The organism is Limibacterium fermenti (assembly GCF_041902845.1).
Lineage (GTDB): Bacteria > Bacteroidota > Bacteroidia > Bacteroidales > Dysgonomonadaceae > Limibacterium > Limibacterium fermenti.
The window spans coordinates 1,960,423-1,984,001 of the sequence record NZ_CP159486.1; the positions used below are offsets into that span (position 1 = coordinate 1,960,423).

At 43.2% G+C, this 23,579-nt stretch carries 15 protein-coding genes; 1 reads left to right on the forward strand and 14 read right to left on the reverse strand.

From position 1 onward, the window contains the following. Nucleotides 1-88: 88 nt before the first annotated feature. The 10 genes from gyrA to ABNK31_RS08810 all read right to left on the reverse strand — a co-directional run bounded on the left by gyrA (nucleotide 89) and on the right by ABNK31_RS08810 (nucleotide 16,197). Nucleotides 89-2,635 (reverse strand): DNA gyrase subunit A, encoded by a 2,547-nt coding sequence (gene gyrA, locus ABNK31_RS08765; RefSeq protein ID WP_418895275.1) that lies wholly within the window; start codon nucleotides 2,633-2,635, stop codon nucleotides 89-91. A 361-nt stretch (nucleotides 2,636-2,996) separates the two neighbouring features. Continuing rightward, nucleotides 2,997-6,311 (reverse strand): preprotein translocase subunit SecA, encoded by a 3,315-nt coding sequence (secA, locus tag ABNK31_RS08770; protein WP_418895276.1) that lies wholly within the window; start codon nucleotides 6,309-6,311, stop codon nucleotides 2,997-2,999. Between the two features lie 84 nt (nucleotides 6,312-6,395). Next, complete coding sequence (locus ABNK31_RS08775) at nucleotides 6,396-7,979, reverse strand: alkaline phosphatase family protein (RefSeq protein WP_418895277.1); 1,584 nt, start codon at nucleotides 7,977-7,979, stop codon at nucleotides 6,396-6,398. Between the two features lie 55 nt (nucleotides 7,980-8,034). Beyond that, entirely contained in the window at nucleotides 8,035-9,288 is a 1,254-nt protein-coding gene (locus ABNK31_RS08780; protein WP_418895278.1) for a DUF4105 domain-containing protein, read from the reverse strand. 53 nt (nucleotides 9,289-9,341) lie between these two features. Beyond that, nucleotides 9,342-10,250 (reverse strand): DNA-methyltransferase, encoded by a 909-nt coding sequence (locus ABNK31_RS08785; protein WP_418895279.1) that lies wholly within the window; start codon nucleotides 10,248-10,250, stop codon nucleotides 9,342-9,344. 2 nt (nucleotides 10,251-10,252) lie between these two features. Then, nucleotides 10,253-10,777: a hypothetical protein gene (locus ABNK31_RS08790; RefSeq protein ID WP_418895280.1), complete on the reverse strand. Its 525-nt coding sequence runs from the start codon at nucleotides 10,775-10,777 to the stop codon at nucleotides 10,253-10,255. 5 nt (nucleotides 10,778-10,782) lie between these two features. Further along, nucleotides 10,783-11,622 carry a type II restriction endonuclease gene (locus ABNK31_RS08795; protein ID WP_418895281.1) on the reverse strand — a complete coding sequence of 280 codons (840 nt, stop codon included), beginning with the start codon at nucleotides 11,620-11,622 and terminating at the stop codon, nucleotides 10,783-10,785. Next, on the reverse strand, nucleotides 11,606-12,529 hold the full coding sequence (locus tag ABNK31_RS08800; RefSeq protein WP_418895282.1) for a DNA adenine methylase: 924 nt from the start codon (nucleotides 12,527-12,529) through the stop codon (nucleotides 11,606-11,608). Before ABNK31_RS08800 ends, ABNK31_RS08795 begins: the two co-directional genes overlap by 17 nt. Nucleotides 12,530-13,212: 683 nt before the next feature. Then, a complete protein-coding gene (locus ABNK31_RS08805; protein WP_418895283.1) occupies nucleotides 13,213-15,831 on the reverse strand; it encodes a DUF5686 family protein in 2,619 nt (872 codons plus the stop codon). 111 nt (nucleotides 15,832-15,942) lie between these two features. Further along, nucleotides 15,943-16,197 carry a type B 50S ribosomal protein L31 gene (locus tag ABNK31_RS08810; RefSeq protein ID WP_418895284.1) on the reverse strand — a complete coding sequence of 85 codons (255 nt, stop codon included), beginning with the start codon at nucleotides 16,195-16,197 and terminating at the stop codon, nucleotides 15,943-15,945. 179 nt (nucleotides 16,198-16,376) lie between these two features. Here ABNK31_RS08810 and ABNK31_RS08815 point away from each other — a divergent pair, with 179 nt between their 5' ends. After that, nucleotides 16,377-17,603 (forward strand): CinA family nicotinamide mononucleotide deamidase-related protein, encoded by a 1,227-nt coding sequence (locus tag ABNK31_RS08815; RefSeq protein WP_418895285.1) that lies wholly within the window; start codon nucleotides 16,377-16,379, stop codon nucleotides 17,601-17,603. 73 nt (nucleotides 17,604-17,676) lie between these two features. On the opposite strand, the gene tdh is transcribed toward ABNK31_RS08815, so the two are convergent. The 4 genes from tdh to ABNK31_RS08835 all read right to left on the reverse strand — a co-directional run bounded on the left by tdh (nucleotide 17,677) and on the right by ABNK31_RS08835 (nucleotide 23,505). Further along, entirely contained in the window at nucleotides 17,677-18,702 is a 1,026-nt protein-coding gene (tdh, locus tag ABNK31_RS08820; RefSeq protein ID WP_418895286.1) for an L-threonine 3-dehydrogenase, read from the reverse strand. 110 nt (nucleotides 18,703-18,812) lie between these two features. Then, on the reverse strand, nucleotides 18,813-20,003 hold the full coding sequence (gene kbl / locus ABNK31_RS08825) for a glycine C-acetyltransferase (protein WP_418895287.1): 1,191 nt from the start codon (nucleotides 20,001-20,003) through the stop codon (nucleotides 18,813-18,815). A gap of 299 nt (nucleotides 20,004-20,302) precedes the next feature. Then, nucleotides 20,303-21,523 (reverse strand): bifunctional 3,4-dihydroxy-2-butanone-4-phosphate synthase/GTP cyclohydrolase II, encoded by a 1,221-nt coding sequence (locus tag ABNK31_RS08830; RefSeq protein ID WP_418895288.1) that lies wholly within the window; start codon nucleotides 21,521-21,523, stop codon nucleotides 20,303-20,305. Between the two features lie 26 nt (nucleotides 21,524-21,549). Continuing rightward, nucleotides 21,550-23,505, reverse strand: a complete 1,956-nt coding sequence (locus ABNK31_RS08835; protein ID WP_418895289.1) for an LptF/LptG family permease — start codon at nucleotides 23,503-23,505, stop codon at nucleotides 21,550-21,552. Nucleotides 23,506-23,579: the final 74 nt, after the last annotated feature.

Sequence of the window (23,579 nt, forward strand, 5' to 3'; positions counted from 1 at the left end):
TTAGTTGATAAATATAATCTTAATTCTATTTCAAAAATTCTGTTTTTAGACTAAAATCGATTCAGAAGTTTAAACTCATTCCCGTTGATTATTCTTCCGAAATCGTGTCTTCGGGCTTATTCTCCTGTGTGTCGTCAGTTTCTTCGGGAACGACTTCATCTTGTAAATCTTCCGAATTCACCTTGCAAACAGAAGCTATCTCATCATTTCTTTTTTCCAAATTAATGAGTCGAACTCCCTGTGTAGCACGTCCCATGACACGAAGATCGGAAATTTTTACACGTATCGTGATTCCTGACTTGTTAATTATCATTAAATCGTTATCATCCGTAACGCTTTTAATGGAAACCAGCTTACCCGTTTTCTCTGTTATGTTGAGCGTTTTCACGCCCTTTCCACCCCTGCGGGTAATTCTATAAACGGGTTCCCCGTCTTCGTCATTCAGGTGGCTTCTCTTTCCGTAACCTTGTTCGGAAACGACAAGAATCGTGCTGGTCGAGTCGCGATTCATACAAATCATGCCGATGATGCAATCTTCGCCGTCATCATCCAGAGTCATGCCTCTTACGCCGGTTGCGGTACGCCCCATGGGACGCACGTCCGCTTCATTAAACCGAACGGCGCGTCCGTTACGATTGGCCAGGATAATATCTTTTTCGCCGTCGGTCAGACGAACCGCAATTACCTGATCGTCTTCGCGTATCGTGATAGCGTTCACTCCGTTTTGACGCGGACGGGAATATGCTTCCAACTGCGTTTTTTTGACAACCCCCTGTTTGGTCGCAAAAACCAAATAATGAGAGTTTGTATAGTCTTCATCATTTAAGCTTTCGATCCTCACAAAAGCGGTGACGGCATCGTCGGAACCAATATTCAACATATTTTGGATGGCCCGGCCTTTCGAGTTTTTCGTTCCTTCGGGAATTTCGTATACGCGCAACCAATAACATTTACCTTTTTGAGTAAAAAATAACATGTAGTTGTGCATCGTCGCCGGATAAATATACTCGACAAAGTCTTCATCGCGTGTTTCAGTACCCTTGGCCCCTACTCCGCCCCTGTTTTGCGTTTGAAATTCCGATAACGCGGTACGTTTTATATATCCCCGGTGAGAGATGGTAATAATCATCTCATCGTTGGCATAAAAATCTTCGGGATTTAGTTCTTCCGAAGCATAAATAATTTCAGAACGGCGTTCATCTCCAAATTTATCACGTATTTCAATAAGCTCATCCTTTATGACTTTCATACAAAGTTCGTCATTGGTCAGAATCTCGTTCAGATAAGCGATTTGCTTTTGTATTTCTTCATATTCCGAATGAAGTTTATCTTGTTCGAGGCCGGTTAATTGCCGCAGACGCATTTCGACAATCGCCCGCGATTGGATTTCGGAAAGCTGGAATCGCTCAATCAAACGCTGGATTGCTTCCTGCGGCGTTTTAGAACTCCGGATAATCGAAATCACTTCATCGATATTGTCGGAAGCGATAATCAGGCCTTCTAAAATATGCGCTCTCTCTTCGGCTTTTCGAAGATCGTATTTTGTCCGCCGGATCACCACCTCATGACGATGTTCCACGAACAACTCAATCATTCTCTTCAGATTGAGCAGCTCCGGACGCCCGTTGACCAACGCAATGTTGTTGACGCTGAAAGATGACTGCAAAGCCGTGAGTTTGTAGAGTTTATTCAAGACGACATTCGCATTCGCATCGCGCTTCAGGTCGACGACAATACGCATCCCTCGGCGATCCGATTCGTCGTTGACATTCGAGATACCGTCGATTTTTTTAAGCGAAACTAAGTCGGCAATATGCTTAATTAATTCCGCTTTATTCACCATATAAGGTATTTCGGAAATGACAATTTTGTCATGCGTTTTGGCAGACTCTATTTCGGCTCGTCCACGCATGATAATGCGTCCCCTGCCCGTTTCGAAAGCATCCTGAACGCCTTTATAGCCGTAAATGAAAGCGCCGGTAGGAAAATCGGGAGCCTTGATATAATGCATCAACCCTTGTATGTCAATCTCGCGATCATCGATATAGGCTACAATACCATTAATACATTCGGTAAGGTTGTGCGGAGCAATATTGGTAGCCATTCCCACAGCAATACCGGCCGAACCGTTTATCAGCAGGTTCGGGATTCGCGTGGGGAGAACCGTCGGTTCAAGAAGCGTATCATCGAAATTGAGTTGAAAGTCTACCGTTTCTTTGTCAATATCGCGCAACATTTCTTCCGCTAACTTGTTCAACCTGGCCTCGGTATAACGCATAGCCGCAGGGCTGTCGCCGTCGACGCTACCCATATTCCCCTGCCCGTCGACTAACGTATAACGCATGCTCCAATTTTGAGCAAGTCTGACCATTGCATTATAAACCGAAGAGTCGCCGTGGGGGTGATACTTACCAAGTACTTCCCCGACAATTCTTGCCGATTTCTTATGGGGCTTATCGGAAGTATTTCCCAATTCCGACATTCCGAAAAGAATACGCCTGTGAACGGGTTTGAAACCGTCGCGAACATCAGGAAGGGCACGCGAGACAATTACAGACATCGAATAATCGATGTACGATGATTTCATTTCATCTTCGATATTAATCTTGATGATTCTATCTTCTTGATCAATCATATTAAAATGTGAATTTCTTTTTCAATTCTCTTATACTTATGTAGCTTATTTCTACAGGTATATATTATATTATTATCTATTCGAAATTAATGCACTAAGGTACTGCTTTTTTTTGAATTTAACAAAATTAAGCCCCACGAAAATTGAGGAGATTGATGGGTGGTTGATGGAGATTGGAGGCTAGAGGCTAGAGGCTAGGGGTTGGAGGTTGGAGAATGGAGAATGGAGAATGGTGAGTAGTGAGTGGTGAGTGGTGAGTGGTGAGTGGTGGTAAACAAAACCGGGAGCATCCCTTAAAGCGACACTCCCGGCAAAATAGTCAACAGACTAAAGACCGGAGACTGGTGACTGGAGACCGGAATTAGAACTGTCCTTTTCCGTGGCAATTCTTATATTTCTTCCCGCTTCTGCAAGGACACGGATCGTTACGTCCCACTTTCTTTTCTACACGAATAGGCTCCAACTTTTGCTGCGGCGGCCTTTCTTGTCCGGAACCTCCGTTTTGATGAGCGCGTGCGCGTGCATTCTCAATATCGTCTTTTTGCGTTCGATACTTGCTATAATCGGTTTTTTGTTCGGGCGCCGCTTTGCGTACGTCTTCGGGATTCTGAATGGGGATTTGGCCTCTCATCAGGATGGATACCGATTTGATATTCACATCGTCGACCATTTGCCGGAACATATTAAACGATTCGAGCTTATAAATCAACAACGGATCTTTTTGCTCATAACTGGCATTTTGTACCGATTGGCGCAATTCATCCATTTCGCGAAGATGCTCTTTCCAATTTTCATCGATGGTTAACAGGAGCACCGATTTTTCAAACGCTTTTATCAAGGCTTTCGATCCGGTTTCATAAGCCTCCTTCAGGTTACAAGCAATATTATATACTTTCTTTCCATCGGTAATGGGAATTAAAATATTCTCATACATCGCACTTTGGTTTTCGTATACTTGCTTGATGACCGGATTGGCTATTTCCGCAAGCCTTTCGGATTTGCGTTTGAACGTTTCAAAAGCTTTATCAATCACCACTTTTACTTGCGATTCGGTCTTCAGTCCTTTCATTTCCTCTTCGGTAAAAGGAATTTCAAGCGCCAGCACTCGGAAGAGATCATGCTTCATGTTTTCATAATCATCCTCATTGTTTTCGACGATATTACGGGCCGTCTGCTCAATCACTTTCGCCACGTCGTTTTCGATACGCTCGCCCATCAAAGCATGACGGCGGCGTTTATAGATCACTTCCCGTTGCGAATTCATCACATCGTCGTATTCGAGAAGGCGTTTACGAATACCGAAGTTGTTCTCTTCGACTTTTTTCTGTGCCCGTTCGACCGACTTGCTGAGCATGTTATGTTCCAGCACATCGCCCTCCTTAAAGCCCATGCGGTCCATGAGTCCGGCAATTCTTTCGGTAGCGAACAAACGCATCAGATCGTCTTCCAGAGACACGAAGAATACGGAAGACCCCGGGTCGCCCTGACGTCCGGCACGACCGCGCAACTGACGGTCTACACGACGGGATTCATGCCTTTCGGTACCAATGATCGCCAATCCGCCGGCCGCTCTCACTTCCGGAGAAAGCTTGATGTCGGTACCACGTCCGGCCATGTTGGTAGCGATGGTCACCACCCCACTCTGCCCTGCATGGGCGACAATCTCGGCTTCACGCTGATGCAATTTGGCATTCAAGACATTATGCTTGATTTTACGCAAAGTAAGCATGCGGCTTAACAGTTCGGAAATTTCGACGGAAGTAGTACCGACGAGAACAGGACGTCCTTTGGAAACTAATCCTTCGATTTCTTCGATAACCGCGGTATATTTCTCCCGTTTGGTTTTATAGATGCGGTCGTTCAGGTCTTCGCGTACAATCGGCTTATTGGTAGGAATAACCACCACATCGAGTTTGTAAATATCCCAGAATTCACCTGCTTCCGTTTCGGCCGTACCGGTCATACCGGCAAGCTTATGATACATCCTGAAATAATTTTGGAGCGTAATGGTCGCAAAGGTCTGCGTGGCAGCTTCGACTTTCACGCGTTCTTTGGCTTCAATGGCCTGGTGCAAGCCGTCGGAATAACGCCGCCCTTCCATAATACGGCCCGTTTGTTCATCTACAATCTTGACTTTATTATCGATAACGACGTATTCATCATCTTTTTCAAAAAGCGTATAGGCTTTCAACAATTGATTGACGGTATGTACGCGTTCAGACTTAATGGCATAGTTTTGCAATAATTCATCTTTCTTGACGGCTTTTTCCTCGTCGCTCAGATTCATATTTTCCAGTTCCGAAAGCTCCGATCCAATATCGGGAAGGACAAAGAACTGCGGGTCGTCCGATTTGCCGGTCAGCATATCAATCCCCTTATCGGTTAATTCGATGCTATTGACCTTCTCATCAATAATAAAATAAAGCGGATCGGTAACCACATGCATGTTTCGGTTTTGGTCTTGCATGTAAAACGCTTCGGTTTTAAGCAAAGCGGCCTTGACGCCTTGTTCACTCAAAAACTTAATTAAGGGTTTGTTTTTGGGTAATCCTTTATAAGAACGAAACAAAAGCAATGCGCCTTCTTCCTGCTCTTTCGAATCTTCGGAAGCCAGTTTTGCTTTCGCCTGAGCCAGCAAGTGCGTACAAAAATCGCGTTGAACCTTAACAATGAGTTCTACCCGCGAACGAAACTGATCAAATAACTGATCGTCGCCTTTGGGAACAGGGCCGGAAATGATTAACGGCGTACGGGCATCGTCAATAAGGACGGAGTCGACCTCATCGACAATCGCGAAGTTATGCTTGCGTTGAACCAAATCTTTAGGAGAGATGGCCATATTATCGCGCAGGTAATCGAATCCGAATTCGTTATTGGTGCCGAAAGTAATATCGGCTTCGTAAGCCTTGCGACGCCCTTCGGAGTTCGGGTCGTGGCGATCGATGCAATCGACCGAAAGACCATGGAACATATATATCGGGCCCATCCATTCCGAGTCACGCTTCGACAGATAGTCATTGACGGTAACCACATGTACCCCTTCATGGGTAAGAGCGTTGAGAAACACGGGAAGAGTGGCCACTAACGTCTTACCTTCACCGGTAGCCATTTCAGCAATCTTGCCCTCATGCAAAACGACTCCACCAAACAACTGGACATCGTAATGCACCATATCCCAGGTGATTTCGTTACCTCCGGCTATCCAATGGTTTTTATAAACCGCTTTATCGCCGTTTATTTCAACAAAATCGTGCGTGGCCGCAAGATTGCGGTCAAAGTCGGTAGCCGCGACAACAATCTCGGCATTTTCGGTAAACCGCTTTGCGGTTTCTTTTACAATGGAGAACGCCACGGGTAAAACGTCGTCGAGTACCTGTTTATACTTTTCGACAATTTCACTCTCTATCTTATCGATCTGGTTCCAAACATCTTCTCTTTGTTCGATGGGAATTTGCTCCATTCCCGCTTTCAACTGTTCGATCTGCTGTTTGTCTTCGGAAACGTATTCCCGAATGTGCTGTTCAAGCTCTTTTGTTTTGCTACGAAGCTCATCATTCGAGAGTTGTTCGACTCCGGGGTAGGCCTCATGTATCTTTTTTACAACCGGATTGATTTCATTCAAATCCCGTTGTGCTTTATTGCCAAATATTTTAGAAATAAATTCGTTAAGTCCCATAAATTATATTCTTATCGCTCATCGGGGTGCATCCCGAAAAGCCTATTCGTTATTTCGTTAATTATTATTTGTGTGAAAATAAGATCATAAAAGTTCTTTCAATATGCTACCTTTAGCCGCATTGGGCGCCCGGATGCGCAAACGATACGCGACGCTGGGAGCGATTTGGAGCGCATCGATGGTTTGCTCGATCTTTTGCGGTTTAATATGGTTTCCTAAAAAGAACACGGGCGACAACACCGCATTATTACGCATAAACTGATGGTCGCCGTTTTGCGAGTCCTCCACGTGCCAACCCGGCTGTAATTCGAGAAAGAGATCGCCCGAAATATTTTTATAGTACCCGTTCCGATAATGCTGCAAGACCCCGTTATAAGCTCCATGCAACATTTGATAGGAGGTGTACACATCCTGCACTCCGGCCGAAAGCACCAGAAATTCGGCAGCCGTCTTCTGAAAGTCGGCGAGACTAATTTTTTTATCTTCAATAAGCTTCCGGTCGAAAAAGAATTGACGATTATAATATTTTTTTATCCATTGTTCCCTTCCGTAAACGGCCATCAAGTACATATTGAGCAAAGCCTGAGTGCGTTCGGGACGGAAAATACCGTTAGAGGTCACCATGCCTTGCGGAAGAATCTCCTGCTCGTTGAAATAACCGGTGGAAACCACAAATATCAGGGCGTTCTTAATCCCGACGGTCTCTTCAATGGCATCCAGCAATTTACCCAACTCCTGATCGAGGCGGTAATACGTGTCCTGTATCTCGACCGAATAATTCTTATCAAGGGCATTTTCGTAGTTTCCGGCATAAAAAGTAACAGCCAGAAAATCCGGATTCATTCGCTTGCCCAATGAATTGGAGCGAAGAACCGCTTCGGCTATTTCACGCACTTCCGTATTGACATACGGAGATTGCTTGAACAGTTTCACGCTGTTCTTTTTATCATTTGCAAAGAAATGCTGAAAGTTATAGATGTTTTTTGTATACGGGAAGGCGTTGTATTGATTTACATCGATGGCCGGACGCCAAGTGATGCTGTTGATCCGGTTGGAGGTCGATTCGATACCCCGATTGCGCTGATCCACTACCGGTTGCTTGTTCTTATAAAAAGTCGTTGTGGCCCATTTGCCCGAAAAGTCTTCGATCCAATAAGCGCCGGTAGCCGCATGTCCGCCCGAGGCCAAAGCCTGCGAGGCATGGGGAGCGAAAGCGAATACATCGGATTGGCCGCCCGAGGCTATTTGCAGTTCGTCGGTAAGAGTCGACACCTTGACGGGTAGCGGAGAAAGTTTTTCGGTCGTATAATTTCCCAGATATTTATCGTCGGAGAAAGAGGCTGTTTCGCGATTCAAATCGACGGCGAACTTATTTTCCGCAATAATGCCGTGATAAGAGGGGTTCGCTCCCGTATAGAGGGTGGTCATGGCCGAAGCACGGTCGATGGCGGGAAAATCGTACGACACGTTGGCATAGACCAACCCGCTGTTGAGGAGCCGTTTAAACCCTTTTTCGCCAAAAGTATGCTTAAACATCTCCAGATAGTCACCCCTTAATTGATCGATCGTAATGCCGACGACCAGTTTTGGAACTTCCGCCGCGACATTCTGTGCACATAACGAAGTGATCGAAAAAAACGCGACTAAAGACGATAATATTTTGATCATTTATTTTTTTACTCTCTTATACTGTAAATCACTTAACAAAAACCGTGCAAAAATACTATTGCCCCCACCCTGCTTTCATATATTTAGAGGTTGTAAACCGTTTGTTTTTACGGATTCTTTTTTTCCGCATAAACACATTCGCCCCCGATCTCATCCACAAACACATTGAAAATGGGATTGTAGCTACCGGAAGTTGTTGAGGTATCAGCCACCACAAAATCAAGAAAAATGTCAGGACTGCAAAGTTAATAAAATGATAGACATAAACCACGTTTCGCATTGAATTTATCCAAAGCAACACCGCGGCGATCAGCGCGAAAATATTTAGCCATACAAAATTCCAGTTGGGAGAAGTAGCCGGATGTACCGAGAAAAACAGTAAGAAAAAAATAATCAATCCCCCGATGCCGAACACTCCGAAAAGAAGGGTATCGTATATTTTGATCAATCCGGCACTTTTTACCGGCATCCATTGCACAAGGCTAATAATAATCGTCAAGAAAAGAAGGACGAATGCTATTCCCAACGGATGGAATATATTTTGTCCGTTATCGGCATTCGTGGGATTAACAGCCGACAACAGCGTTATTTCATTTTTCACCAAAGGCAACGGAAGGGTATCGTTTCGCACGACACTGGCCTGCCGCAAAGGTTCCATGAGATACTTCGGAAGGAACATTTTTTGACGCACATCGGCCACTTTGTCAGCATCGCTGCCGATAAGCAGATCGACCCCGAACTCCATCCAAGGATAATAATGGAGGCACTCATGAAGAAGATCCCGGAACGTTTGTTCTTTTGCGGCAGCCGGATAACGAACGGTCCCGTTCAGGTACTTCTCGATCATATCACGAGGGCGCGTAGAACAATTATCGAAAAAATAATTATACCGGTATCCTCTATTTTCGGGTAAGGAGTTAATATATAAGCCTTCCCACAGAGATTGTTTTTCTTGCGGGGTAAGATTCAATTCCTGTTTGATCACCTCGACGCCTTTTTGTTTATATTCCGGTAAAAACTGGTCGAATGGAACCACTCCTAATACGTAATCGGTTTCACCCCGCACAAAATGATACATGAAGTGGGGTTGCGACTGGTCGAAATACCCGTAGTTGAAAACGGCATCGACACCCGTCGAATCATCTTCGACTTGCATAGCCGTGTGTCCATAAACCGAATAAATGGCTCCCGACCAAGGGGAAGTCGTTAACAGGCTGATTTTTGCCGCATCGCTTAGTTGCACAGGCTGTGAAATAACAAATACTGTATTGACAATCAGGGATAAAAATGCTATGAAAACTTTTTTCATAAGAAATGTCTACCTTACTATTCATTGCTTTGAAAGACAAAAGTACATAAATTTTAATGATTTTCGGCCATTATGGATCCATTATCGAAATTTAGTTCTATGCCGTATTCCAGATAGGGTTCTTTAAGTAAAAAAGATTCAAATTCTTGATTATCATTAAATCCTCTTATTTTTTTTCGATAGTCTGATGCTATTATAGGATTTTCAATTTCTATTTTTCGGTTTTTACTTATTGCTAAGAAAGTTTTATCTTGATCAATTCCTAGAAATCTCCGATTAGCTAAATTTGCTGCGACTCCAGTTGTTGAGCTACCTGTAAAAGGATCCAGAATCCAAGCGTTTGACTTCGTTGATGCTAAGATCAACCTTGTTAAAACAGATAGAGGCTTCTGAGTTGGATGTTTCCCACAAGATTTTTCCCAAGGAGCAATTGCCGGGAGTTTCCAAACATCCTTCATTTGTTTATTCCCATTCAACTGCTTCATTAATTCATAATTAAAATAATGAGGAACTCTCTCATTTTTTCTAGCCCAAATGATTTGTTCTGTAGAATATGTAAAATATCGACATGAAAAATTAGGGGGCGGATTTGTTTTTTCCCAAGTTATAACATTTAGAATTTTAAAGCCTAATTCTATGAGTATTTGTCCAATCGAAAAAATATTATGTATCGTTCCACTTATCCAGATAGTAGCATTTTCTTTCATCTTATCTCGGACAAGTGAGAGCCATTGCCGATTGAAATTATTTACATAATTAAAACCAAAAGATCTGTCCCAATCCCCTTTATTAACACTAACAATCTGTCCATTTTGAACAGATGAGCCATTATTGGATAAAAAATAAGGAGGATCTGCAAAAACCATATCAAATTTAAAATCAAATTGAGGTAATAGCTCTGATGTATCTCCGCGAAGAAGATAGAATCCATTGTCTTCTGATTTGAAATATGGCTTTATCATACTTATATCTTTAATATACCATTATAAAGCATCCCTCGTCCTTGGCCAGACCAATATGTAACATCTTGTTCAATAAACAACCACCTTAATAGATTTAAAATCAATTCATAAGATTCTCCATAGATAGGTAAATTTTCACAATGAACATATGCATTTAAATATGAATAGCAATCATAAATAGATTCTATGCCCATCAATAACAATTGCCATTCTTGGCATGACAAAAATTGTTTTTTTATGAGCAGATCATCAAAAATCAAACTATGGGCTGGAGGTTTATCATTACCATTATTCCATATAACATGGTTTTCTATATAAATAACAAAATCACAACCTTTGTTTAATCTGCCAGGTCTTTCTAAATAAATACGATTTTCTCCTCTCAATGTTTCTACGAAATAACGATATTTTTTATTCGACTCTTCCTGAATCCATTGATTCAATATGAATTGCCTCAATAATACTTTATCATTAATTTGGTCTACATTCAATTGTATTTCTTCTGAATTATCTTCTCGAACTGTCATAACAATTAGAACTCTATCGCTTTCTCGTTTATTACTTTCTCAGCAAACAAATGCAAAGTCGTTAGATTATACATGCTTAGAATTATATTAAATGCTTCTTCTAATTTGTTTTTAGCTAAAAGCCAACCTTGCCCATCTGTAATCCAGACAAATTCATATTTTTCGTATTGATTTATTTTTGGTGCAATATCAGAATAAGACCTAGCGGTCTCATTTAACTTTGAGCCTCCAGTGTTATAATAGTTAGTTTCAATCAAGTAGGTTTTATTTTTTGTTTTAATTACAAAATCAAATCTCTTTACATCCACACCTAGACTAATAATTTCAAGAAAATCCTTATTGCTCACTTCTTTCTTGTATGGAATCTTAGCACTGTCAAAGATGAGAGAAACTGCTTTAGACATATTTTCACCACCTCTATTTTTTCGAGCATTTGTATCCAATCCGACCTCAATTCCAAAAACATAATCAACTAAATTTGTCACATCCTTATTTCTGAAAACATCATCTAATCCAGTTTCATGGATATATTCTACAATTTTCTCTGAAGAATCAAAATAAGAATTTAACAAAACAATATTTCCCTCATTATTAAATGTCTTTGCCTTTTTTCCATTTCTGACAGCAATCAAGATATCTAACACATCGAATGCCTTAGGATTTTCAGAAAAGACTTCTTTGACTGCAGCTTCTAAATCCTCTTTTCCGATTAGATAATTCAACTGATAAAGTTTTAGCGATATCTTATTTATATTTCCTCTTACTTTATCAAAGTTTGTAAAAGAACTGAGTGTAGCATTAGTTTCGCTTAGCTGTGATAGAAATAATTTAAATTGTTCCGACATATTCTATTGTACTAGCATGATTTGTTATTAATAGTTCTTTCAAAAAACCTCTCTTCTCAGGATTAGCATTGATGTTTCGTTTGGCATCAACCCTTTTGATTGTGAAATCGGAATATAAATTATCAAAAAAGTCATCTTTTGGATTTTTACCTTTTACATCCGAATTACTTAAGAGCCAAGAATAACCAAGAAAATTAAGTTTGTCACAAAATCGTTTTAATCTAATTTGTTCGCCGTCATTAAATTCATCTTTTGCATAAGAATTAAAACTAGATGTTTCACTTAATGGTTTATAGGGAGGATCGAAATAGAATAACGTATTGTGGTTAGCATAATTGACTGTTTGCTCAAAATCGCCACACAACAATTCTACTTTTTGTAAAACCTCGCTAACAGCTAATAAATTCGATTTGTCACAAATAGTCGGTTTTTTGTAGCTCCCAATCGGAACATTGAATTCATTTTTTCTATTCACACGAAATAAGCCATTAAAACAAGTTCTATTTAAAAATATAAATAACGCAGATTGAACCGATTGTTCTTGCTGTCTTTTGTTGAATAATTCTCTTTTTTGATAGTAATATTCTTTTTTTTCTTTTTCAGAGTATTCTAATGCGTGATATTCTCCTTGTAAAATTTTCAAAATTGAAATTAATTCTTTAGGATTTGATTTGATTGTTTCGTATGTATTTATCAAATCCTCATTAATGTCATTTATCACAGCATATTCTACCTTAGGAAAGTTGTATAGAATCCAAAACAAAACTGCTCCGCTGCCAACAAAAGGTTCTATATAAGTAAACTTTGTATTCATAATAGATTTGGGAATATTCTTCTTAATCTCAGGAATCAATTGAGTTTTTCCTCCTGCCCATTTTAAAAAAGGCTTAACTATTTCTTGATTCATAATCGACTTCCTTATCTTTTATCATTTTACTTTGGCAAAGATACGAAAGTTCCATCAGATAATCTATTGCTGTTCTCTAATAAATGCACAGATATTTAAAATAAACGGAAGGTTAACACGCATTTTTGACGAATTATTTTATCCGGATTCTATATCCCCTCATTTTTTGAGAGTGAGACATTCGGTCTTTGGGGTATCTTATCTGGGAAAAAAGGTACTTTGCCCGGGAAATTGAATATTCCGCATAGGAAATCAATAAGTGCGCATCGAAAATCGAACGCCTCGCAAGGTAAATTCATTACTTTACTACGGTAATTGGGCATTTCACGAGCGTAATTCTATTCCTCGCAGGGTAAATTGAGCTCTTCACTAAGGAAAAAGATTACTTCACAAGGTAAAAAGACTACTTCGCTTGATCAATTTAACATTACACACAAACAATCGATTAACTCACATCTGCAATCGATCATTTCACAAGGTAAATTCATTACTTCACTACGTTAATTGGGCATTTCACGAGCGTAATTCTATTCCTCGCATCAAAAATTGAACACCCCACTAAAGAAATCGGCTTCCTTGCAAGAGAAACGGCTTACTTCTTATGAAAAATTTAACAATACACGAAAGAAATTTCACTTCTCTGGAAAGAAATTTAACATTGCAGATGTTCCTCCATCAGCCAATCAGTGTTTCTCAAACATATTCAACAACGGAATGCTTATTCTTACGCCCAATCGGTCGAATTGTCTTCCTTCAAATCCTGCGAACACCCCTATCCGTCCCATCCCCATCCATCCGACGGAATATCCGCCTTCAAAATAAAACTGTCCGTTATCAGTCGCGAGACCATTGATATGGACGGCTTCATCCAACAGATATTCTTGCAAAAACGGCAGGTTTTTTATCAATAAATAGTCCGATTGATACGTTATATGCCCTTCCGCCCACCATTCTTTAGCGGCGGTGTAAGGAGGCAGCAAGTTGAATCCATTCTCAAACGAGGTATCGGTAAACAGCATCGGATGAACCGTAAAATATTTATAATCATAAGGGTAAAGACGATTCGAGTTCAAATAACCTCCGCCGGCCAACGTATACTGAAGACGGTCGAAAACAGTCCGGTTGATTTGTTGGGTAACCGAAAAAGACATCCGGTCGTAATTCGGGGAGCGCATACTGTTAAAAAGCCCGGTTCCCTTTTCATACAGGAGCGAGAATGTCGGATAAAGCGAGGAGTCATATTCCTTTTTTCCATCCCGGATCCGGTAACGGTAAAAAGGCGTATAGGTAACGCCGGCACGCCATACCGCAGCGGTGTGAGGCGCATAAGCGACGTTATCCGGAACAGGGGTTTGCAAAAGATTAAAAGACGTCCGGTTGGCGAGCGGTTGCCGTTCTTCCCATAGAAAACCGGCGAGCAAACGAAGTCCGTTCACGAGATCAATCCCGTTCTCTATACGCAAGAAACGACTGTCGTAAAACCGGATATAATTACTTCCGAGTCCCAAAGCGGCAAGAGAATTCATCCATCTCGACACGCCACACGCACGCTTCACATCATTGGAGATATGCCCCGCCGATAAAGACAAGTGTCCGAGCGACATGGGCGCATAGTCGACCGCCGCCGCCACTTGCCAAACGGCTTTTTGCCGGGCGGTGGTGTAATAAACCGACGGAGCCACCGACAACGCTTTCCCGCCGTCCGTTTCATAGCGGAATGTAAGCGCTTGCCCGAGCCAGAAACCATCCACGAAATTATACTCTTTTACCGCACGAGCCAATCCGCTGTAACCCAACGATGCGTTTTTCCCGAGCTTCCAAGTGTCGCCGGCGAGAAGCTTAGCAGGGAGTCCTTTGCGGCTTTCCCCGACAGATATCACCACGTTGTCCGATTCTGATCCGGCAGCGTGCGGGCCGCCACCGCCTAAAGAGTCCTGAAGGCGGTAACTGATGCGTTCGTCGTCATGGAGGGGTAATTTACGAACTTGCGCCCAATAGGTCGAGTCATGCATCCAAGCCAATGAATCGACTTCCATCTTCACCCGTTCGATCTCTTTGATTTCTAACGAACGGCGCTCGTTTTTCACCTTTTCCGGTTCCGAAACGTCCGTCATCAGCTTCGCCATCTTTCGCGCCTCTTTGTCGGTGATTTTTTCCTTTTGGGCAAACTCCTCCAGTTGCTTGATGCGCTGCGGCCGGTTGGGAGAAGCCGCTTTTCCCGCAATTTTCGACACTTGCCGCTGCGAAATAGCGGCCGACGAATTGAGAGCGACCGAATTATATTGAATGGAAGCATAATACCGTCCCGATGCTTTTATCCCCATCGTATTCATTTTCATCGATAAATCATACGTCGTAGGTAAAAACACCGACGGTTTCACTTCATGATAATTGATACGGTAGTGCATCGTGATGCCTAATTCTTTGGAGATCAAGTCGGCAATGTAGACATTCCACGTATTGCTCAAAATATGAATATAGCCCGACAGCAGATCGGCGCTTTTCTTTTTGGGAATTACGTGAATAATATAAAGGGTCTGGTCGCCTACGACGCCGGTATCTTCGAGGCGGAAGGTATAATAGGTAAAGGCATTCATGGAAAGCGGCGAAATCTGTCCTCCGAATTGTTCGTTGTAAATAGACGAAGTCAGGGTGTTCAACCCCTTGTTCATATTGAATTCTTTCGGCACCGACGTTTTCAAAGCTACGACTTTCTGATGATACGTATCGGGGGAGAGAAAACGGACCTGGTTCTCCGACTCCACAATCATCGGTTTGCCTATCAAGGTATTTATATCTACATTCTCATTATTTACTTTAACGCTCCGCTTCAAGAGCGCCGGTATTTTATCGATGGTAAAAGTTCCTTTGATATACGCTTCGGAGGTATATTCTTTTACTTGATAACGGTAATGGGGCGCATAGGCAATGGCTTTGCGCATAATGCGATAAGCCGGGTCTTCGGCATTCCGGTCGGGATGCACCAACACTTCTTCCAAGAGATAGGTTTTTTCCTCCAATTCTATACGGACGGATGCACCGGAGCGGCCGATTGTAATGGGTTTCGTTAAGGTTTCGTATCCCAACGACCGGAATTCAAAGGTATATGCGCCCTCGTGCAATGTCATGCGGAATTGCCCCGAATCATCGGCGGCGATCCCCCTCGCGAGTTCGTGAATATAAATCGTGGAATTGGGAACCGGCTCTCCTTTCTTGTTAACAATCGTCCCCAAAAGGGTTTGCGCAGACAAATTGCCGGCAAACAAAACAAAACCGATGATGCACAGAAGACAGGTTTTCATTTTACAGAAGACACTTTGAAAGTGTATATCACGAAAAAGGGGAAAATGCCATGATTTTCCCCTTTCAAGTAATACGATTAGTGTATAAGCGTTAGGAAAACGCTTATAGGATTATTTCTTTTTACGATTCCCGTAACGGCTCATAAATTTATCCACACGTCCGGCAGTATCGACCAATTTTTGCTTACCTGTATAAAAAGGATGCGAGGCGCTGGTGATCTCGAGTTTTACCAAAGGGTACGTAACACCATCGATTTCAATCGTTTCCCGTGCATTAATGGTAGAGCGGGAAATAAAAATCTCATCGTTTGACATGTCTTTAAAAACTACCGGGCGATAATTATCCGGATGCAAATCTTTTTTCATTCTATGCTGTTATTTTATAATTGTCTACTTTTGGGACACAAAGATAGATGTTTCCCGCTAAATAAAAAAATAAAATCTCTTTTTTTCTTTTGAATGAACAGAACAAAAGGGTTGCGACGGGAATAAATTGAGCCGAAAATGATACCTTTGCATCTGGAAAAATAGACAGACAATAACAAATGAAAATTGAAATTATTACCATAGGCGACGAATTGCTTATCGGGCAGGTCATCGATACCAACTCCGCCTGGATGGGCCAGGAGCTTACGCGCGAAGGGTTCGAAATCAAGGCGATTTCGTCGGTCGGCGATAAAGAAGACGACATTATAAACGCATTGGATATCGCTTTCGGAAGGGCGGACGTCGTTTTGCTGACGGGAGGCGTGGGGCCTACCAAAGACGATATCACCAAAAATACCCTTTGCCGTTATTTTCACACGTCATTGGTGTTTAACGACGAAGTGCTGGCCAATATTCTGCAACTGTTCCGGCAAAGAGATATACAACTCAATGAACTGACCCGTAATCAGGCGTACGTTCCGGAGGCATGCAAGGTGATTCAAAATAAAGCCGGTACGGCGCCCATCTTATGGTTTCAAAAAGACGAGCAAGTACTGGTGTCCATGCCGGGAGTGCCTTTCGAAATGAAAACGGCGATGACGAACGATATTCTTCCGCGCCTTCGAAGCTTGTATCAACCGATTCATTATTTACGCCGGTCTTTTACGGTCTCCGGCATTACCGAATCGAAACTCGCCATGCTCTTGAACGACTTTGAGGAAACGCTTCCTTCAGGCTTCTCATTGGCATACCTCCCTTCTTTCGGCGTTATTCGCCTTCGTTTATCGGCCTGGGGAGATCGTTACGCGTCGGAAATGTCCCTGCAAGCACACAAATTGGAAGGATTGCTGGGGGCTTTGTTGATCGGCGAAAGTGAAAAGGCCCTGGAGGGATTGTTAGGCGAAAAACTCCGTCAGCGGCATCTTTCGATTTCTACCGCCGAAAGTTGTACGGGGGGCCACATCGCCCATCGCATAACCTTGATTCCCGGAGCATCGGAATATTATAAGGGCAGCATTGTTTCCTACAGCAACGCCGTAAAAGAAGACCTGTTAAAGGTCAGTCCTACTTTATTGCAAACACAGGGAGCCGTCAGTCGCGAAGTGGCGGAACAAATGGCTCGGAATGTGGCCGATCGACTCAAAACCGATTGCAGCATTGCCGTTTCGGGAATTGCCGGCCCCGATGGCGGCTCGGAAGAAAAGCCGGTAGGCACTGTGTGGGTTTGTACTTTTTACCACGGCGAGACCGAGGCACAATGCTATCACTTGGGCGGCAACCGGGAGGAAATCATTTTGCGCACCACACAAGTAGCGCTCATGCAAATGATCAGGATGATAGGATGAAGGATGAGGGATGTTTGTGACACATCCCCTAATCCGTTCATCGGTGAAAATAGATTTTACCCGCTTCAGGCGTTTATTGCCAGTTAAGGATTACCTTTCCACATTGTCCGCTTTCCATTACGTCGAAACCTTTTTGGAAGTCATCGACCGAATAACGATGCGTAATAATAGGGGTTAAGTCAAGCCCCGATATCAACATCTGTTCCATGGCATACCATGTTTCCCACATTTCGCGCCCATAAATACCTTTCAGGGTAAGCGCCTTGAAGATGATCGAATTCCAATCGACCGTCGTGTTATTCGGAAGGATTCCCAACAACGAGATCTTGGAGCCGTTATACATATTATCGATCATTTCGCGGAAGGCAGCCGGTGCACCCGACATTTCAAGCCCCACATCGAAGCCGCGCATATTGAGTTGTTTCACAGCCTGTGCTATCGTTTCTCCTTTTGCGGGATTGACAGTAAGAGTCGCCCCCATCTTGCGGGCGATGTCCAACCGATACTCACTCATATCGCTCACGACAATATAACGAGCTCCGGCAAAACGGCTGATAGCCACAGCCATATTTCCGATCAACCCGGCGCCGGTAATCAATACATCTTCTCCCAATAAAGGAAAGGAAAGCGCCGTATGAGTTGCATTCCCGAACGGATCCATAATGGACGCTATCTCATCGGGAATACGAGGATCGAGTTTCACCACATTGGCTGCGGGTAACGAAAGATACTCGGCAAAAGCGCCGTCACGGTTCACTCCCACCCCGACAATGTTTTCACATACATGCCGTTTGCCCCGGCGGCAATTACGGCAATGTCCGCAGGCAATATGCCCTTCGCCGGTCACACGGTCGCCGATCTTCAGGTTCTCGACGCCCTTGCCCATATCTACTATTTCCCCCATATACTCATGGCCTATCGTCATGGGTGTTTTAATGGTTTTCTGCGACCAATCATCCCATTTATAAATATGGAGATCCGTACCGCAGATCGCCGTCTTTTTTATTTTAATCAGGACATCGTTCACACCAATCGACGGAACGGGAACATCTTCCATCCAAAGCCCTTTTTCAGGACGTAATTTTACTAAAGCTTTCATATAAATTGATAATTAACAATTGACAATGCATAATCCGTAACGGGTAATTTGTAATTCGTAATTCGTAATTTGTAATTCGTAATTTGTAATTTGAATTTAGTAATTCGTAATTACTGAATCACTCCCAGTTTCTTACCGATCTTCACGAATGCGGCAATTCCCCTGTCGAGATATTCCCGTTCATGTCCGGCCGACAATTGTACCCGGATGCGGGCTTCGCCTTTGGGAACCACGGGATAATAAAAGCCGGTTACATAAATACCTTCCTCCAACAGTTCCGCGGCAAATTGCTGCGAGAGTTTGGCATCATACAACATTACCGCACAAATAGCGGACTGAGTAGGTTTTATATCAAATCCGGCCTCTTTAATCTTCTGCACGAAGTAAGCAACATTTTCGTGTAGCTTATCTTGCAGCCGGTTCGATTCTTCGAGCAGTTCGAAAGCCTTTATTCCGGCAGCCGCCACCAATGGGGGAATAGAGTTTGAGAACAGATAAGGGCGTGAACGCTGGCGAAGCATATCGATAATCTCTTGATGGCCGGTGGTAAACCCTCCGATGGCTCCGCCGAATGCCTTTCCTAATGTTCCGGTAATAATATCCACTTTTCCCATAAGCTGATAGCGTTCGGATACCCCCCGGCCCGTCTTCCCGACCACTCCGGCCGAATGGCTTTCATCCACCATCACCATCGCGTCATATTTATCGGCGAGTTGCATAATCTTATCCAGCGGAGCGACATTTCCGTCCATGGAGAAAACGCCGTCGGTCGCAATCAGGCGGAAGCGTTGTTGCTGAGCCTCTTTCAGTTTTTCTTCGAGATCAGCCATGTCGGCATTTTTATACCGGTAGCGTTTGGCCTTGCAAAGACGTACGCCGTCTATGATAGAAGCATGGTTAAGGGCATCGGATATGATAGCGTCTTCATCGGTGAGCAAAGGCTCGAACAAACCTCCGTTGGCGTCGAAGCAGGAGGCATAAAGTATCGTGTCTTGCGTCCCGAAGAATTTACTGATGGACGCTTCCAATTGTTTGTGTAAATCCTGTGTTCCACAGATAAAGCGGACGGACGACATGCCGTAGCCTCTTTCATCCAGCGCCTTTTTAGCCGCTTCGATCAGCTTCGGGTGATTCGACAATCCCAAATAGTTATTGGCGCAAAAGTTCAACACCTCCTGTCCGGAAGTGATTTTTACCTCCGCTTGCTGCGGCGATACAATGATTCGTTCGTCTTTGTATAGTCCTGCGTCTTTAATGGCGGTTAATTCGTCGTGCAGGTATTCTTGCATTTTTCCGTACATAATATATTTATTTTAGATATCTATAAATTAGTTAATTAGCAAATGAGCAAATGAGCATATTAGCAAATGAGCAGATGAGCAGATGAGCAAATGAGCAGATGAGCAAATGAGCAGATGAGCAAATGAGCAGATGAGCAGATGAGTAAATGAGCGAATTGGTGATACTTTGTCAGTAGACATTGTGAACCGCGACCATCAATCTCCTTCAATCTTTCACCAATCTTCATCTATCAATCATTCATCAATCTTCCATCAATCTTCCATCAATCTTCCATCAATCTTTTTCAATCTCTCATCAATCATTTGAGATTATGAAGAATATGCCCCATACGGTTCTTTTTCGTTTCCATATAAAACTTATTATATTGATTCGGCTTAATCTCCAAAGGAACATTCTCGACGACCCGTAAGCCGTACGATTCGAGACCGATGCGTTTTTTAGGATTGTTGGTCATCAAGCGCATATTCGTCACGCCGAGGCTACGCAATATCTGCGCCCCCACGCCGTAATCCCTTTCATCGGCGCGATATCCTAAATGCAGATTGGCATCTACCGTATCCAACCCATTCTCTTGCAACTTATAAGCGGCGGCTTTCGCCATTAGCCCGATTCCGCGCCCTTCCTGATTCAAGTAGACCAATACGCCTTTCCCTTCTTTTTCGATCAACTGCAAAGCTTTGTGAAGTTGTTCTCCGCATTCGCAACGCAGGGAGCCAAAGATGTCGCCGGTTACGCAAGATGAATGCACCCGCACGAGGATCGGTTCCTCTTCTTTCCATTCCCCTTTCATTAAGGCAACATGCTCGAGACCGTTCGATTTCTGTAAAAAAGGAATCATAATGAAGTTCCCGTATTCGGTAGGCAAATGCACCATTTCGCCTCTTTCAATCAACGACTCGCGTTGCAACCGGTACTTGATAAGCTCGGCCACAGACACGATTTTTAAATGAAAAGCTTCGGCCATTTCCATTAATTCCGGCAAGCGGGCCATAGAGCCGTCTTCTTTCTTAATTTCGGCTAACGCGCCGGCGGGATATAATCCGGCAAGGCGGGCAAAGTCAACGGTTGCTTCGGTATGTCCCGCCCGGCGTAAAACCCCTTTGTTCATCGCGCGTAAAGGAAATACGTGCCCCGGACGGCCGAAATCTTCGGGTGCGGTGTCATGACGCGTCAAAGCAAGAATCGTTTGGGCACGGTCATAAGCCGATATACCGGTCGTGCATCCGTGAGTAAGGAGGTCGACGGAAACGGTAAAAGGGGTCGCATGCACGGACGTATTATTGGTTACCATCATCGGCAAGTCTAATTCTTCGGCACGTTCCTGCGTGATGGGGGCGCAAATGAGTCCCCGTGCATGCGTTTCGAGGAAATTGACTTTTTCCGGCGTAATGTGTTCGGCTGCGATAATCAGATCGCCTTCATTTTCCCGGTCCTCATCGTCTACGACAATGATAAAATTTCCTTTACGAATCTCTTCTATCGCATCTTCTATCGAATCTAATTTAATTTCTTGCTGCATATCTTGTTTACTAAATAATTTTATTTTCAACCGAGAGCGACGGCCTTTTGATCTATCGTCGCCTGATGATCGGTTATTTCTTTCAATTCTTTGCTTAACCTTCGAGTGGCAAGAAGATCTTTCCGAATCCTTTTTTCGAAAGGAATGGATAATCCCTTGAAGATAAACCCTACCGGAACAATATACATAAAAATCTTTGCCGGAAGCGAACCGGCTTCAAACGGCCGCAAATGATTGATTAATACCGGAAATTGTTCGGCCTTCGCCAATTCCGACCGGTTACGCGAATTGGAAAGCTGATTCAAAACGAACTCTTCTTTTCTTTTAATCGAAGCTAATTGTCGGTCGTACTGCCCATCCATCCAATAGGTACGATATCCCAATGTCGCGTAATTCTTCAGATACGCATTTATTTCATCGGATAACTCCTTCAAGAGCGTATCTATTTCATCGTAACGCGGGTAATCGACCACCACTTCTTTATAAGGGTATCTCCGCTTTTCCCGAATAAAGAACAATTTCCGGAAAAAGTTCGAATAGGTATCGGGATTCATAATCACCGAATCGTTCATCGCCTTATACGTCAAAAATATCCCCAAGGGCAAAAGTACCATCGAACTGAACCACATGCCGATCCAATGGACCCACACGCTGTCGCGCGTCATTTTATAGCCGACATTCTCCACGATATAATAAATGATGAACAGAATGACGGAAATGACAATCGGCGTTCCCAGTCCTCCTTTTCTTACAATGGCTCCCAAAGGCGCTCCGATGAAGAAAAAGATGAGGCAGGCAAACGGAATGGTAAATTTGCGATGCCATTCGATCCAATGCCTGTTGATGGTGCGCCTTGTCGCGGTTTTATCCATTGACCGGAACATAAACTCATTATTATTGTTTTCGGCTTTCGATATGGCGCTCTGGAAGATCGTCGACTGCATCTGCAAGTCTTTGCTTTGAAGGAGCGAATCGGGGTCGTTAACGCTTATGGGCGCTTGTTTAGCGGCAAGGATAATCGAATCTTTTCGATCGGCCGGATAAGAATTTCTGAACCGCAAGTACGAATAGTTTTGCATGGTGTTGCGATCGATTTGATTCACGCTGTCTAAAACATGCTTCATCGAGTCGATCGAGACCGTCAATTGGACTAAGTCTTTTGCCAGATAATTGCTTCCCGCATTACCTTCGATGACTTCCTCTCCCATGCGGTTAAAATTGGCATCGTAAGGAATCAGCATGGTTTTGGTATCAAAGTTTTCGCGGCTGTAAGGAACAAAATCACTGCTTCTGTTTTGCGTTCCCTGTGTGAAGTTTTGAAATTGTTGTCCGCTATGAAGAGTGAACACAAGCATTTTCTTATCTTCCGTCATACTCATTTTAGCCGAATCGCATACGGTAACCGCCATATTTTGGAATCCGCTGCCGACATCGTAGATAAGCACATCGTACAGCATCCCTGTTTGCCGGTTCTTTTTCTCCACATATAAATTGTAACCATCTATTTCTTTGTAAAATACTCCTTCCGGAATATCCAATTCGGGAGATGCCTGCCGTATAGACAAAAGCAGCGAATAGAATTTGGTTTGTATTTTGGGAAGAGCGTTGTTTTGAAAGAAAAAGGCGCCGATAGATATACAGATAATCAATATTATAAGCGGCTTCATCGTCTTCAACAAGGGTATTCCCGCTGATTTTATCGCCAACAGTTCGAGGCTTTCACCCATATTCCCGAAAGCCATTAAGGAAGCGAGCAGTATCGATAACGGCAATGCCAAGGGGATAAGATTAAGGGCGGCATAAAAAAACATTTCGCCCAACACATTCAGTCCAAGGCCTTTTCCCACCATGTCTTCAACGTATTTCCATAAAAATTGCATCAATACCAAAAAAAGGCAGATGGCAAAAGTCATGAGGAAAAGCGGAATAAAGGTTCTTATTATATAACTGTATAACCGTTTTATATGGAAATTCCTTCTCATTGAGTGAAAACAAACGCGTTTTAAATTTTCCACAAAGATAATAAAATCAAACGGTACAAAAGGATTTTAAAAAT

Coding starts and splice junctions, on each gene's coding strand:
- ABNK31_RS08830 (WP_418895288.1), bottom strand. CDS start 21,523: ATGCAGCAAGAAATTAAATTAGATTCGATAGAAGATGCGATAGAAGAG.
- kbl (WP_418895287.1), bottom strand. CDS start 20,003: ATGTACGGAAAAATGCAAGAATACCTGCACGACGAATTAACCGCCATT.
- ABNK31_RS08835 (WP_418895289.1), bottom strand. CDS start 23,505: ATGAGAAGGAATTTCCATATAAAACGGTTATACAGTTATATAATAAGA.
- ABNK31_RS08775 (WP_418895277.1), bottom strand. CDS start 7,979: ATGATCAAAATATTATCGTCTTTAGTCGCGTTTTTTTCGATCACTTCG.
- ABNK31_RS08785 (WP_418895279.1), bottom strand. CDS start 10,250: ATGATAAAGCCATATTTCAAATCAGAAGACAATGGATTCTATCTTCTT.
- ABNK31_RS08790 (WP_418895280.1), bottom strand. CDS start 10,777: ATGACAGTTCGAGAAGATAATTCAGAAGAAATACAATTGAATGTAGAC.
- ABNK31_RS08795 (WP_418895281.1), bottom strand. CDS start 11,622: ATGTCGGAACAATTTAAATTATTTCTATCACAGCTAAGCGAAACTAAT.
- ABNK31_RS08805 (WP_418895283.1), bottom strand. CDS start 15,831: ATGAAAACCTGTCTTCTGTGCATCATCGGTTTTGTTTTGTTTGCCGGC.
- ABNK31_RS08810 (WP_418895284.1), bottom strand. CDS start 16,197: ATGAAAAAAGATTTGCATCCGGATAATTATCGCCCGGTAGTTTTTAAA.
- ABNK31_RS08800 (WP_418895282.1), bottom strand. CDS start 12,529: ATGAATCAAGAAATAGTTAAGCCTTTTTTAAAATGGGCAGGAGGAAAA.
- secA (WP_418895276.1), bottom strand. CDS start 6,311: ATGGGACTTAACGAATTTATTTCTAAAATATTTGGCAATAAAGCACAA.
- tdh (WP_418895286.1), bottom strand. CDS start 18,702: ATGAAAGCTTTAGTAAAATTACGTCCTGAAAAAGGGCTTTGGATGGAA.
- ABNK31_RS08815 (WP_418895285.1), top strand. CDS start 16,377: ATGAAAATTGAAATTATTACCATAGGCGACGAATTGCTTATCGGGCAG.
- gyrA (WP_418895275.1), bottom strand. CDS start 2,635: ATGATTGATCAAGAAGATAGAATCATCAAGATTAATATCGAAGATGAA.
- ABNK31_RS08780 (WP_418895278.1), bottom strand. CDS start 9,288: ATGAAAAAAGTTTTCATAGCATTTTTATCCCTGATTGTCAATACAGTA.